This window comes from Paenarthrobacter sp. NPDC058040 (assembly GCF_042885775.1).
Lineage (GTDB): Bacteria > Actinomycetota > Actinomycetes > Actinomycetales > Micrococcaceae > Arthrobacter.
Genome location: NZ_JBHVRN010000021.1, coordinates 23,857 through 37,414, shown reverse-complemented (window position 1 = coordinate 37,414; position 13,558 = coordinate 23,857). Strand labels below are relative to the sequence as shown.

General features: G+C 63.4%; 12 protein-coding genes. 7 read left to right on the top strand and 5 right to left on the bottom strand.

Translation table 11 applies throughout. The features are described 5' to 3' along the window. Positions 1-12 precede the first annotated feature (12 nt). Positions 13-597, bottom strand: coding sequence for a DinB family protein (locus ACFVSJ_RS22675; protein ID WP_387439373.1), 585 nt, complete (start codon positions 595-597; stop codon positions 13-15). Positions 598-760: 163 nt separating this feature from the next. Here ACFVSJ_RS22675 and ACFVSJ_RS22670 point away from each other — a divergent pair, with 163 nt between their 5' ends. After that, complete coding sequence (locus ACFVSJ_RS22670; RefSeq protein WP_387439372.1) at positions 761-3,133, top strand: polysaccharide lyase 8 family protein; 2,373 nt, start codon at positions 761-763, stop codon at positions 3,131-3,133. 136 nt (positions 3,134-3,269) lie between these two features. Here ACFVSJ_RS22670 and ACFVSJ_RS22665 read toward each other — a convergent pair whose 3' ends face one another. After that, positions 3,270-4,454 carry a substrate-binding domain-containing protein gene (locus ACFVSJ_RS22665; protein WP_387439371.1) on the bottom strand — a complete coding sequence of 395 codons (1,185 nt, stop codon included), beginning with the start codon at positions 4,452-4,454 and terminating at the stop codon, positions 3,270-3,272. A 132-nt stretch (positions 4,455-4,586) separates the two neighbouring features. Here ACFVSJ_RS22665 and ACFVSJ_RS22660 point away from each other — a divergent pair, with 132 nt between their 5' ends. Further along, positions 4,587-6,077, top strand: coding sequence for a sulfatase-like hydrolase/transferase (locus ACFVSJ_RS22660; protein ID WP_387439370.1), 1,491 nt, complete (start codon positions 4,587-4,589; stop codon positions 6,075-6,077). Between the two features lie 53 nt (positions 6,078-6,130). Here the strand turns inward: ACFVSJ_RS22660 and ACFVSJ_RS22655 are convergent, their stop codons facing one another. After that, a complete protein-coding gene (locus ACFVSJ_RS22655; protein ID WP_387439369.1) occupies positions 6,131-7,171 on the bottom strand; it encodes a Gfo/Idh/MocA family protein in 1,041 nt (346 codons plus the stop codon). Positions 7,172-7,423: 252 nt separating this feature from the next. Here ACFVSJ_RS22655 and ACFVSJ_RS22650 point away from each other — a divergent pair, with 252 nt between their 5' ends. The 3 genes from ACFVSJ_RS22650 to ACFVSJ_RS22640 are packed head-to-tail and all read left to right on the top strand — an operon-like array spanning position 7,424 to position 10,676. Beyond that, the gene (locus ACFVSJ_RS22650) at positions 7,424-8,761 is read left to right on the top strand and encodes an ABC transporter substrate-binding protein (RefSeq protein WP_387439368.1); all 1,338 of its coding nucleotides are present in this window, start codon (positions 7,424-7,426) and stop codon (positions 8,759-8,761) included. Beyond that, on the top strand, positions 8,761-9,759 hold the full coding sequence (locus ACFVSJ_RS22645) for a carbohydrate ABC transporter permease (protein WP_387439367.1): 999 nt from the start codon (positions 8,761-8,763) through the stop codon (positions 9,757-9,759). The genes ACFVSJ_RS22650 and ACFVSJ_RS22645 overlap by 1 nt, the downstream gene beginning before the upstream one ends. An 8-nt stretch (positions 9,760-9,767) precedes the next feature. After that, complete coding sequence (locus tag ACFVSJ_RS22640) at positions 9,768-10,676, top strand: carbohydrate ABC transporter permease (protein ID WP_387439366.1); 909 nt, start codon at positions 9,768-9,770, stop codon at positions 10,674-10,676. An 848-nt stretch (positions 10,677-11,524) separates the two neighbouring features. On the opposite strand, the gene ACFVSJ_RS22635 is transcribed toward ACFVSJ_RS22640, so the two are convergent. Next, the gene (locus ACFVSJ_RS22635; RefSeq protein ID WP_387439365.1) at positions 11,525-11,884 is read right to left on the bottom strand and encodes a VOC family protein; all 360 of its coding nucleotides are present in this window, start codon (positions 11,882-11,884) and stop codon (positions 11,525-11,527) included. A gap of 52 nt (positions 11,885-11,936) precedes the next feature. Here ACFVSJ_RS22635 and ACFVSJ_RS22630 point away from each other — a divergent pair, with 52 nt between their 5' ends. Further along, positions 11,937-12,257 (top strand): MmcQ/YjbR family DNA-binding protein, encoded by a 321-nt coding sequence (locus tag ACFVSJ_RS22630; RefSeq protein ID WP_387439364.1) that lies wholly within the window; start codon positions 11,937-11,939, stop codon positions 12,255-12,257. Between the two features lie 83 nt (positions 12,258-12,340). Next, complete coding sequence (locus ACFVSJ_RS22625; RefSeq protein ID WP_387439363.1) at positions 12,341-12,637, top strand: hypothetical protein; 297 nt, start codon at positions 12,341-12,343, stop codon at positions 12,635-12,637. A gap of 99 nt (positions 12,638-12,736) precedes the next feature. Here the strand turns inward: ACFVSJ_RS22625 and ACFVSJ_RS22620 are convergent, their stop codons facing one another. Beyond that, positions 12,737-13,549 (bottom strand): bifunctional allantoicase/(S)-ureidoglycine aminohydrolase, encoded by an 813-nt coding sequence (locus ACFVSJ_RS22620; RefSeq protein WP_387439362.1) that lies wholly within the window; start codon positions 13,547-13,549, stop codon positions 12,737-12,739. Positions 13,550-13,558 lie beyond the last annotated feature (9 nt).

The window sequence follows — 13,558 nt, the reverse complement described above, 5'->3', positions numbered from 1 at the left end:
CCAGCGCAGGTGTCAGCGCCCGCGGTCTGCCCGCAGCGCCGCCTCTTCGATCCGGTAGCGGTGGGCGGCCAATTCCTCGGAATTCCGCACAGGAATGTTGGGATCGTTCGGCCGCTGCCCCGCCTGGCCGTCGATAAATTCCCGGATGATGTCGGCGTGGCCTGCGTGCCGGGCTGTCTCGACGCACATATGCACCAAAATTTGGTGCAGGGTCACGTGCTTCTTTTCTTCGGACCACCACGGCACCACGCCGGGGGCGTCCAGTGGCAGTTCCTCGATGGTGGCGTCGCTGTGCTTGGCAGAGAAGTGGTGCAGTTCGATGATGTCCTGCCTGCTTTCGTTCGCCGGAACCCACATGTCGGCATCCGGCTCGGCATTGTCCTCGTACCAGGGGAGATCTTTGCCGTGGGGCCGACCAAAAGTCTCCCCGAAGTACCCAAGTTCCACGCTGGCCACATGCTTCACCAGCCCCAGCAGGTTGGTTCCCGTGGGAGTCATCGGCCGGCGGGCATCGTATTCGCTGAGGCCCTCTACTTTGCCGAGCAGGTCCGCCCGGCGGGTCCGGAGGTAAGTGAGCAACGTCGCTTTGGCATCCATGGGAGCACTCTACCGATGGCCACTGACAGGGGGCCGCAGGTTCGCCGGAACCCTGTACTGCTTTATTCCTCCCTTCCACGTCGCGTTGACTTCTTCGCAAGCCAATGGCGGACCCGGCGAAAGGCGCTGAACCTGTCCAGCCATGAGTGTTAGGAGCAATTCCTTGTCACTTCAATTTCCCCGCCGGACCCTGCTCCAGGGCGCCGGCGCATTGTCCCTCGCGGCCGTCGTCAGCTCGATGTTCGCGCAGAACGCCTGGGCCGAAACCGGACCGGGCACCGCGGAGTTCGCAGCGCTGCGAAACCGTTGGGTGGACCAGATCACGGGCCGCACTGTGATCCAGGCGGGCGATCCGGACTTCGCCAAAGCCGTCACAGCCCTGAACAACAAAGCCGCTGACTCCCTGGCAAAAATCAACCGGGCTCCAGGCCGAACCTCGGTGTTCACGGACTTGTCCTTCGCCAAGGACCCGGATGTGGTCACCACCTACACGCGGTTGTCACAGCTGGCCACCGCCTGGGCAACTCCCACCTCGGCAGTGTTCGGAGACGCTGCGGTGCTCGCCGACATCAAGGCCGGACTCGCCGACGCCAACACCCTCTGCTACAACGACACCCGGGAAGAGTTCGGCAACTGGTGGTCTTGGGAAATCGGCGTGCCCCGGGCCCTCGCGGATGCCATGGTGCTGCTCCATTCCGAGCTCTCCGCAGCCGAGATACAGGCCTACTCCGCGGCGATCGACCACTTTGTGCCCGACCCTTGGCTGCAGTTCCCGCCCAAGCGGGGCAAGATCACCTCGGTCGGTGCCAACCGGGTGGACCTCTGCCAGGGCATCATTATCCGGTCCCTGGCCGGAGAGGACACCGCGAAACTGCAGCACGCCGTTGCCGGGCTCAGCCAGGTGTGGCAGTACGTGACCAGCGGGGACGGCATCTTCCACGACGGTTCCTTCATCCAGCACAGCACCACTCCCTACACGGGTTCCTATGGCGTAGTCCTGCTCACCGGACTGTCCAAGTTGTTCTCGCTCCTTGGGGGCTCGGCATTCGAGGTCAGTGACCCCTCCCGCAGCATCTTCTTCGACGCCGTGGAGGGCTCGTTTGCGCCGGTGATGATCAACGGTGCCATGGCGGATTCCGTCCGCGGAAGGAGCATCAGCCGGGAGGCCAATACTGGATACGACCTCGGGGCCTCGGCGATTGAGGCAATCCTGCTCTTGGCCCGTGCCATGGATGCAGGCACGGCTGCCCGATGGCGGGGGCTTTGCGCCGGCTGGATTACCCGCAACACCTACCGTCCCATGCTTTCAGGAGCGAGCGTGCCAAGGACTGCCCTGGTCAAAGAGGTGCTGGCCAGCGGCATCGCGCCAGTTGCCGAGACGATGGGACACCGGCTCTTCCCCGCCATGGACCGCACCATGCACCGCGGGAAGGGGTGGGCTTTGTCCATCGCCATGTCCAGCAACCGCATTGCCTGGTACGAATGCGGCAACGGAGAGAACAACCGCGGCTATCACACGGGCTCCGGCATGACCTACTTCTACACGTCCGATCTGGGCCAGTACGACGACGGCTTCTGGGCCACCGTCAATTACAACCGCCTGCCCGGAACCACCGTGGACACCACTGCCTTGCCGGACAAGGTTGAGGGTGAGTGGGGTGCCGCAGTTCCGGCGAATGAATGGAGCGGCGCCACAGCCCTGGGCGAGGTGGCCGCCGTCGGGCAACACCTGGTGGGTCCGGGCCGGACTGGCCTGTCCGCGAGGAAGTCCTGGTTCGTCAGCGATGAGGTGACCGTGTGCCTTGGTGCGGACATCAAGACAGCAAGCGGCGCACGCGTGGAAAGCATCGTCGACCACCGCAGTCTCCACCAAGGGAACAATACGTTCACGACGGCGGCAGGCACCGTCGCTGCCTCGGCGGGCAGCCCTGAGGTGCTGGGCGGTGGGCGCTGGGTTCACCTGGAAGGATTTGGCGGCTACGCCCTCCTGGACGATTCACCCCTCCACGTGCTCCGCGAAACCCGCTCCGGCAGCTGGTCCGGGGTCAATATCAACGGCAGCACCGCCGTCCAGCAGAGGAACTTTGCCACGCTGTATATCGACCATGGTGCGGGACCCTCCGCCGGCAACTACGCGTATGTGGTTGCGCCGGGAGCGTCGGTGGGGTCCACGCAGAAGCTGCTTGAGGGCAACAAGTACAGGGTGATCCGCAACGATGCCACGGCGCAGTCGGTGGAGTTCAAGACGGAGAAGACCACTGCGGCAACGTTCTGGAAGCCCGGAACGGCAGACGATCTGGGCGCATCCGGACCTGCGTGCATCGTGTACTCAAGGCACGGGAACGAGCTGGACTTGGCAGTCAGTGAACCGACCCAGAAAGCTTCCAGCCTCACGGTGACGCTGCCCGAGGGGACGTGGACCACTGTGCTGGAAGGAGAGGGCACACTGGCGACGGACGGGGACGGCAAGAGCACCCTGACCGTCCAAACGGCAGGGCTCGGCGGACAGACGGTTACCTTCAAACTCCGCCGCTGATTCCTCCCGTTGTGGGGTCTGCTTTGCGCCCTACATCGGGCCCAAAGAGCGCCGAGCGGGCCCCACAACCCAGTTCCCCATCGTTGTGGGGCCTGCTTTGCGCCCTATTTCGCACGCAAAGAGCGCAGTGCGGGCCTCACAACGCCTTTGATCCGCAGGAATCCCGGACCACTATTCGTGGCCGCAGCCTGATTTGGTACAGCGGGCACGCGTCCCCTTCGGTCAGCCGCCGCAGCAGCACATCTGCTGCCATGACCCCCAGCCGGTGTTTGGCCGGCGAAACAGCGGTGAGGGGGATCCGCGCGAGGTCGGCCATTTCGTCGTCGTAAGAGACCAGGGCAAGATCCTCCGGCACCCGGATCCCGTGCCGTGAGGCGGCACCTTCCAGCAAGGCAGCTTCCCTGTCACCGAATACCAACGCGGCGGTTGCACCACTGCCGGCCAACAGTTGGAACATGTGCTCGGCTTGGTCGGCCTCCCACTCGGGCTTCGTCGCGCTGAAGGCCATGCCCGCGCCGGCCGCGACTGCCAGCGGCCCTCCGGCAAGACCCAGCGCCGCCATCGCTGCCGAGTATCCCGCAATCACAGCCGCCTGGGTTGGATTGCTGCTGCGTGCGGCTTCGTTGGCCCGCGTGAGCAGCCCAATCTTCCGGTGACCCAAACGGTGCAGGTGCATCACGGCGTCGTACGCTCCGCCTTGGTGATCCGAGCAGACGTGCTCTGTCAGGTCTCCCGGGCCCAAGTCGTCCAGGCTCCGCTCAAGGAGTACAACCGGCACCGGCAGGGCCATGAGTTCGGCGGCCCTCGCCTGGGGATTGTCCAGGCCGGTCAGCGTCGGCACCAGGATGAGGCCATCCACGCCTGCATCCAGGAGGAATTGGATGCTCGCGTTCTCGCGGGTGAAGTCGTAGTGGTAGGTGGAGAGTTGGAGGCTCGCGCCGTGGGCCGAGAGGTGCTCCTCGATTCCTTGCAGCACGCGCGGGTAATAAAGTTGTGTGTCCGGCAAAAGGACGCCGATCACAAACCGTGAGCGCTTCTGCGTCCTCTGGGGTGCCGCGACGAAACTGCCCGCACCCTGCCGCCTGACCACCAGTCCCTTGCCCACCAGGTCCTCGAAGGCACGCCGCACGGTGGTGAGGGAGAGCCCCGTCTCCGTAGCGAGCTGCTGCTCGGTTGGAAGCTTGGTGCCCACAGCCCAGGTCCCGGCGATGATGTCGCGGCGGAGGTCATCGCTCAAGTCCTGGAATTTGAGGTTGGCCTTGGCGGTGTCGCGAAGGGCGGCGTTGCCGGTCTGATGGGATCCGGTTTTCCTCTTGGGCATGATGCAGCTCCACATGTGGATGAACGATTCCTCTCTATCTTGCACCCGCAGTTAGGGAGTATTCAGGTAGTAATCCCCGAATAATGCCAATGCTCCTTGATTCCTCGCTTGCACGCCGCATAGCAATGAAGCGTGTCCAACAAGAAGCCAAACATCCTTTTCATCCTGAGCGACGACCAAGGCGCGTGGGCCCTGGGGGCCGCAGGAAACCCCGACATCCACACTCCGCACCTGGACGCGCTCGCCGCCCGTGGCACACGCCTGGAGAACTTCTTCTGTGTTTCTCCGGTCTGCTCTCCGGCACGGGCGAGCCTGATGACCGGGGACATCCCCTCGCGCCACGGAGTCCACGACTACCTGGCAGGCGTCGAAACAGGACAGGGAGCCGTCGACTACCTGGGCGGGCAGCGTCTGTTCACGGATGACCTTGCAGCCGCAGGCTATCGTCTGGGGCTGTCCGGGAAGTGGCACCTCGGCGCCAACGATGTTCCGCGCTCCGGTTTCACGCACTGGTATGCGTTGGAAGGCGGCGGCAGCCCGTACCACCGGTCCACGATGTACAGGTCCGACGCCGGCACCAGCCACCGGGAACTGGTCACCGATTACCTGACGGACGTCATCACGAACGACGCTTTGGGCTTCATCGATGAAGCATCCCGGGGCGCTGAGCCGTTTTTCCTCGCCCTGAACTACACGGCACCCCACAAACCGTGGAAGGGCCAGCACCCGCCGGAGTTCGAGGAGCTCTACCGCGACTGCGGCTTCGAAAGTTGCCCGCAGGAAGCCACGCACCCGTGGACCCCGAGAGTGGACGGTGTACCGATCGGCGGCGAAGCGGATGTGCGGGCCGCGTTGGTGGGGTACTTCGCCGCCGTCAGTGCAATGGATGCCGGCATTGGCATGGTCCTTAGGCGGCTCGAGGAACTCGGGATCCAGGAGAACACCCTGGTGATCTTCAGCAGCGACAACGGCTTCAACTGCGGACACCACGGAATTTGGGGAAAGGGCAATGGGACGTACCCGCAGAATGTCTACGATTCCTCCATCAAGGTCCCCGCCATCCTTGCTTTGCCGGACCGGATCCGGCCCGGGGCCGTAGTGACCGGGTTGTTGTCCGCCTACGATCTCGCCGCCACCGTGCTGGAACTGGTCGGTCTGGACCCGGCGCCCTTCGAGGCCGGACCGGGACGGTCCTTCGCGGAGCTGCTGGTGGCGTCGGCGGACACTCGCGGCCGGGTAACCACCCGGAACCCCGACGACGGCGGGCGGCCCACCAGAACCGGGGAACGCGCCGTCGTAGTTTTTGACGAGTACGGACCCGTGCGGATGATCCGCAGCATGGACTGGAAGTACGTGCACCGCTATCCGCACGGCCCCCACGAGCTGTATGACCTTGCGGCCGATCCGGAGGAACGCGTCAACCTCGTGGCCCAGGGTGCCCATGCGGCACGGGTGGCTGCCATGCGAACCCAGCTCCACGAATGGTTTGAGCGCCACTCTGTGCCGGGCATGGACGGTCGATGGCTTCCTGTTGCGGGGGCCGGCCAGACTGCGCCCGTCCAGCAGGATCCGTTGGGTGCCTTCACTCCGCCCAACTGGGACGGCACGCAGGGCCGGAAGTGAACCACCGGCCCGGACGCCCCGGCGGGGTGTCCGGGCGCAGCAGGAACGTCCAGTTAGACGGCGTCGCTCAGCACACGGGCGGCATCCGTAGCCCCAACGGGATACTCCCGCGTGGTCCGCTCCAGTATTACAGCGCCGCCGGTCCGGGCAGATTCGTAGGAGGCAAGGACCACCTCCACGATGTGGCGGGCGTGGTCGATGCTGACCTTGGGCACACCGCCGTCGAGCACTTTGACGAAGTCCTGCAACTGGAGGAAGAAGCCCTCCTGGATGTCCTCGGGCCGGGGTTCCCAAGCTGTACGCGTCACGCCGTCGCTGCGGACCAGGGTCCCGTTGGCCGGGCTGCAGGAAACGGTGCCGCGTTCGCAGACGATGATGACCTCGTCCATGCGCTGGGCGGCGTCGGACACCACGGTGATGCTCACGTGGACGCCGTTGGTCAGCCTCAAGGCAATGGTGCCGTCCGTTTCCACCGGAACCCCGAAGCGCTTGAGCGTGGCTGCGTTCACTGAATCCACCTCGCCACCGCCAAACCAGATCGAGCGGTCCAGGCAATGGCCGCCGATGTTCATCAGCGCACCGCCGCCTGCCATGGCCTGGCTGAAGAACCAGTCCGGCCGGCTCCCGGGACGGTAATCGGTGGTCCGGTAATCGCGGATCATGAGGACCCGTCCCAGGTCACCGCTTGCCAGAACCCGCTCGGCGGCCAGTTTTTCCGGCAGGAAATGCTGGATCTGTCCGATCACCAAGGCCACTCCCGCCTCCCGGCAAGCCTGGATCATGAGATTGCAGTCTTCCACGGTGGTGGCCATGGGCTTTTCCACCAGCACGTGCAAACCGTGTTCTGCCGCGGCCAACACCATTTCCAGATGGAGAGCGTGCGGGGTATTGATGACCACTGCGTCCAGGCGGGCGTCGCGGAACATGGCCCGGTAGTCCTCGTAGACCGCAGCTGCCCATGGGGCTGCGACCCACGAGGCCGCTTCGGTCCGGAGGTCGCAGACAGCAGCCAACTCGACGGCGCCGATCCTGGCGGCGGATTCTGCATGGAAGTGTGCCACGGCGCCTGCGCCAATGATTCCAAGTCGTCTCAATTTCCCTCTTTAGCTCGGAGCCGGAGCGCGGGTGCCGGGAAAACGGAACGCCGCGCGCGTTTCCTCGATTGTTGGGGAGGCCGAAAAGAGGAATAAATGCCTAATCCGTCCCGGGCGGCGTGAACCAGCAGCCACTGCGACGGAAGGCCCGGGAAAGTTCCCGAATACTCATTGAATCCTGCTTTTGGGGACTGTGAGAGTCGATTCACTGAACCGCATCCGGCCGTTCCCCTCACTCGAAAGGTGATCCCCATGGGCAAAACAGCCCGTCATCTTCGCCCGCTGGCCGCCCTGTTGGGTGCAGCGCTGGCCTTGTCCACTACTGCCTGCGGCGGAGCCAATGATGCCTCCACTGCCGCTGAGGCCGTGGATCTCTCAGGCTCCATCTCGGGCCAGAGCATCAATTACTGGTCCATGTGGAAAGAAGGCGAACCCCAACAAAAGGTGATTGCCACGGCGATTGCGGATTTCGAAAAGGAAACCGGAGCCAAGGTCAGCGTCCAATGGCAGGGCCGCAGCAACACGGAGAAATTGGTTCCGGCCCTCAACACCAACAATGTCCCCGACCTGGTGGACGGAACCTACGCGAAGTTGGCCCCCGTCATCGGCGACACCGGCCAGGCGAGCCCCCTGACCTCCGTATACTCCTACACAGTGGACGGGAAAGCGGTTAATTCCCTGATCCCGGAAAAGTTCACCAGCAACGGTGCCTTCAAGGGTGAAGACGGGCAGCCTTGGATGGTGCCCTACAGCATCAGCTCCGATGGCATCTGGTTCGATGCCGCGAAGCACCCCGAACTGAAAGCGAAGCCGCCGGCAACGTGGGACGAGTTCATGGCCGTCCTGGACAAACTGAAGGCAAGTGGCGCGGCTCCCATCGCCGCGGACGGCGACATTGCCGGCTACAACTCAACGTGGTTCGTCACGGCGCTGCTCCGGCTCAAGGGGGCGGGTGGTTTCAAGGCCTTGGTCGAGGACAAATCCGGTGATGCCTGGGACGATCCCGCAGTCCTCGATGCTGCCCAAAAGGTGGAAACCCTCGTGAAGGGCGGATACCTGAACAGCGGCTACAACGCCAGCAAGTTCCCCGCCCAACAGCAACTATGGGCCAACGGCAACGCAGCCCTGATCCTGAATGGCTCGTGGACGCCCACGGAAACCGGATCCTATGCGGCACCCGGGTTTGAATACTCGTCCTTCCAGTTCCCGGCCATTGACGGCCGTCCGGCGAGCGCCCGCGTGGACTTCATCGGATTCGCTGTGCCGGCCAAGTCGCAGAACCAGGCTCCCGCGCAGCGGCTTGCGGCGTTCCTGCTGGGTGCGAAGTACCAGAACGCCCTCGGAACGGAAGCCAAGGTGCTCCCCGTCAGGCCGGACGCTCCGGTGGATCCCGCCGTCGCCTCCGTCAAGGCTGCCATCGACGCCGCCCCCGCCACGCACCTGCAGAACGACGGCGTGACCTTCCCCGGTTACATGGAGAAGGTCTTCTTCCCGAAGGATGACGAACTTTTCCTGGGCAAGTCCAGCGCCTCCGACTTCGTCGCCAAGATGAAGGCCGCGCAGATCCAGTACTGGAAGGACAACGGCTGATGTCCCTGGGCCTCAAGGAGCGCCGCGCCGGCAAAGCGGCAACGCAGCATTCCGCCTCCCGCAAGCCTGCTGCCCGAACGGCATCTGCCCGCGGAAGCCAGCCGGGAAGTTCCATCGATGTGCAGCGCAGGAAGTTGTTGATTCCTTTCGTGGGGCCCGCGTTTGTGCTGTACACGGTCCTCTTCATCGTCCCGGCGCTTGGTGCTGTGTGGATCAGCCTCCACAAGTGGGCTGGTTCGGGTCCAATGAAGTTCGTTGGCCTGGACAATTACGCCAGGATCTTCCGGGACCGGCTGTTCCTGTCCTCGTTCGGCAACACTTTGCTGCTGCTGTTCGTGGTGGGCGCGGCGATCTTCGTCCTTGCCTTTGCCATGACGCTCGTCCTCAGGGACATGGCGGGGAAGAAGATCGTCCGCAACGTCATCTTCTTCCCGCACCTCATCAACGCCCTGGTGTTTGGGGTCCTGGCGGGCTTCATCTTCAACCCGGGCGGCATGGTGAACAGCCTCCTGGCACCACTGGGAGTTACGGATCCTCCAAAGTGGCTGGCGCAGGACAACATCTTTCCACTCATCATGGTCACGCTGGTGTGCACCACCACCGGCTACTTCACCACCATCCTGATGGCCGGCGTCGACCGTATTCCGCCTTACTACTACGAGGACTGCGCCCTGGCAGGGGCCTCGGCCTTCCAGCGGCTGCGGTACGTGATCCTGCCGCTGACGTGGGACGTGTTCGGTACCTGCGCCGTGTTGTGGACCATTTCTTCAGTGAAGATCTTCGAGATCGTGTGGGTCTTTGGCGGGAGTTCCGGTGCAGGGGTGCCACCGACGCAGAGCTGGACGGCCGCCGTCTATACCTATGTCAATGCCTTCTCCGGGCAGTCGACGCCCGCATATGGGGCTGCCACAGCGTCTGCCGTGTTGTCGCTGGCGCTGATCTCCGTGCTTGTTGTCCTGCTGCGCCGGGCCATGCGCCGCGACGCGGTTGAGTTCTAAGGAAAGCCATGAGCGAATACAAACTGCTGGAACCCGCTGTTGCCACGCGCAGGCGGGAGAGGCGCGGTGTCAGCCCTGCCCTGCGCGGGGAGCGGAACATTGTCCGGGGGATTGGCGTGGGCTTGCTGTGGCTGGTGGTAGCCATCAGTATCGCAGCCCTGGTGTGGATGGTGGCGCAGGCCTTCCGGGATACCCGGGCCATCCTCGATGATCCCTGGGGTGCGCCTGCGTCCTTGGACTTTGGGAACTTCGTTCGGGCGTGGACCGTAGGGGACTTTGCTGTCGCGACGTGGAACAGCCTGCTCACCACCGTGGTTTCCTCGGTCCTCACCGTCGGCATCGCGGCGCCGTGCGCGTACTACCTGAGCAGGGTGGACAACAGGCTGACGCGTGGCCTGAGCCTGTACTTCATCTTGGGGCTCGGCATACCGGCACAGGTCATCCTGATTCCCCTGTTCGTGATGCTGAACAAGGTGTACCTCACGGACAGCATCATCGGCCTGAACCTGGTCTATATCGGCGTCTCCATGCCCTTCACGGTGTTCCTGTTGACCGCGTTCTTCCGGTCCCTTCCCCTGGAGATGGAAGAGGCCGCGGCACTGGACGGAACTACGGCCTTCGGGACGTTCTGGCGTATCACGTTGCCGTTGGCGAAGGGCGGCATCCTGACGGCGTTCATCCTGCAGGTCATCTCGCACTGGAACGAGACACTCCTTGCGCTGACTCTCCTGCAATCCACCGAGAAGTACACCTTGCCGGTGGCCCTCATTTCCTTCGTGCAGCAGCAGACGTACTCGGGTGCCGATTGGGGCGGGCTGTTCGCTGGCCTGGTCATCGTGGTGTTGCCCATGCTTGCGATCTACGTATGGTTGGGCCGCAGGTTGACGGAGGGACTGACGTTGGGGATGGGCAAATAGGCAACATAAACACCATTTTTCGGTGGTCGTCACGCATGCAGGATCGACGCCGTTACGGTTTCGAAGCAATCAGGCCAGCGACGCGGCTGTGAGCGCGCACGTGTGCTTGAACGTCCTTGTCCAGAACACTGAGCAACCAAAACAAGTCACGATGAGCCTTGCTGGCGACTTTGAGATTGGGTTCGTGGTGGGCGAGCCGATTTCTGACCTCGTTGAGTGTGCGCAGGCGGAGATAAATGTCGTGGCGGGCCACCCCCGGCAAAATGCATTCCGCAGGGCCTTGGTCCAAAGGGTGGGCTCGAATCTCGGATGCAGCAGATCGACCCAGACGCCGAAGGTCAGATCTGCAACGATCCTGCCTTCATCCACTGCTGAGATTCGCTGACCCGATGCGCTGGTAACGATCTTCGAGCGGGATTCTTCGATTCTGCGCCTCAGCCAATTGTTGGCATCGAACGCCGCTCCTGTTTTTGGATTCCTTGATGCCGTCGCCGGAAACAACTGCCGCGTAGCAGACGATGAAAGCCAGGTACCAGAGCTCTGGTGGGCATTCAATGCGCGGTGGAGGGCATTCCGGAGCGCTACTTCGAGATGAGCGAAGTCGTGGAGGAGTGCCGAGTTCAGCGCTGTGTTCCACTATGCCTGTACCCATGGGGCATAAATGGACGCGTTGGGATGCAAACCCTGTGCCTTTCCGATAAGCTCGAGGAGCAAGTTCAAGATGGCCTCTGGCAGATCCTATCTGGCACGTTACTTGGACGCTAACGTGGTCACCCCGGTATTCCGTCATTGAGCGGACCCGGGGTGTTCCCATTCCGGGGCCTGATTTCCTGTGTCAATGAACGGCGCTACCGCGGGCTGGTGTCGATGACGCAGAAGCGGTTGCCGTCAGGGTCCTCCAGGACCACGAAGTCCGGGTCTTCCGGGTAGAGGTCCCAGTCGACGTGCCCGGCGCCGAGTTCCATGAGCCGCTCGATCTCGGCGGCCTGGTCATCCGCGTACAGGTCCAGGTGGATCCGGGGGTGTTCCTGGACAGGGGTTTCGCTGAACATCAGGGCGAGTTGGGCGCCCGGACCGGAGGCCGGAACAAGGATCACCCACGTGTCATCGCCGGGCTCCCGGGGTACATAGCCCAGTGCGGCCTGCCAGAATTCCGTTGCGCGGGCTATGTCATTGACGCCCAAAACCGTGCTGCCAATGGTCAACATGTGCCCAGCGTAGTCCCTTGTTTGGGCGCTGGGCCCGGTGCCACAGTGAACCATGGCGACAGAAGGGGATGTCCGCGAGATCTGCCTGGGCCTGCCCGGCGTCACCGAACGGCCCAGTTGGGGGAAGGCCGCGTGGTTCGCCAAGACCCTCGTGGCCCGGATCTGGGAGGACGGGGTTGTCACCGTCAAGACCGATGAACGCGAGGCGCTCGCAGCCATGGAGCCGGACACCTACTTCTGGACCCCGCACCACGATCGGTCCCCAAATCTCGTTCTCATCCGCTTGAACAAGATCGAAGTGGGAGAACTCGACGAGTTGCTCCGGGAGTCGTACCGGATCGCCGGAGCACCCCGCCCAACAAACCCCAAGTAGGTCGCATTAGTGCGCGTTTTGAGAGCTCAGAACGCGCACTACTGCGACTCAGTTGGGTCGTTACACGGGCTAGACTCGGCCGCATGGGGGACAACAACACACTTGGGGAACACCACACACCGCAGCCTTCTCGGAAACTGGCCGCCGTCGTCGTGCCTTTGCTGGGCCTGATCGCCGTGGTGGTCGGGCTGATAGTGGCGTGGAGCAACAGGGATGCCGGCTTCGGTTGGTTCGCCTATGCGCCGCTGAGCAACACAACCTTCACAGGCAGTGGAGCCGCATTCGTCAGCCAAGGCACGCAGCTCGGCCTGGCAGTATCCATGGCGGGCCTGCTTATCCTCGCGTTCTGGGCCGGGCTCGCCATCGGCCGCCGCCGGTAAGCAGCCGCACCGCCAAACCGCCGACTTCGCCGGAAAACGCACGAAATCGCCGGAACGTTCCCTGCGAAAGGGCAGCGTTCCGGCGATCTCGAGCGAAAATCAGGTCAGTTTCACCTGGCGGTTCATGTCCTTGTACAACAGGTAGCGGAACTCGCCCGGCCCACCCGCGTAGCAAGCCTGCGGGCAGAAAGCACGCAGCCACATGAAGTCACCGGCCTCTACTTCCACCCAGTCGTTGTTGAGCAGGTACATGGCCTTGCCCTCAAGGACGTACAGGCCGTGCTCCATGACGTGGGTTTCCGGGAAGGGGATCACGCCGCCGGGCTGGAACGTGACGATGTTGACCTGCATGTCGTGCGCAAGGTCGCTGGAATCCGTGAAGCGCGTGGTCTTCCAGACGTCGTTGGTGTCCGGCATGGACGTCGGCTCGATGTCCTTCTCGTTGGTCACGAAGGACTTGGCCTCGTAACCCTCAAGCCGCTCGTAGGCCTTGCGGATCCAGTGGTAGGAGACGATGTCGTCGGAGACGTTCTCCACGCCCCACTCGGCGCCGGCGGCGAGGTAGGCGTAGCCACCCTCTTCGAGGTGGTGCAGTTCGCCGTCGAGGGTCAGGTTGAGCTGGCCCTTGGTCACGAAGACGACGCCTTCAACGCCGGACTCGAACTCTGCCTTGGGAGCGCCGCCGCCCGGAGCAATCTCCACGATCAGCTGCGAGAACGTGGTGGCGAAGCCGGAGATCGGACGCGCGATGATCCAGGAACGGGTGTTGGTGAAGCCCGGCAGGTTGCTGGTCACGATGTCCGTGAGGACACCCTTGGGGATCACGGTGTAGGCCTCGGTAACGATGGCCCGCTCGGTGGTCAGGTGGGTCTGCGGCGGCAAGCCACCTGTCGGGTAGTAGTAGTTGCCCATCAGTGTGTG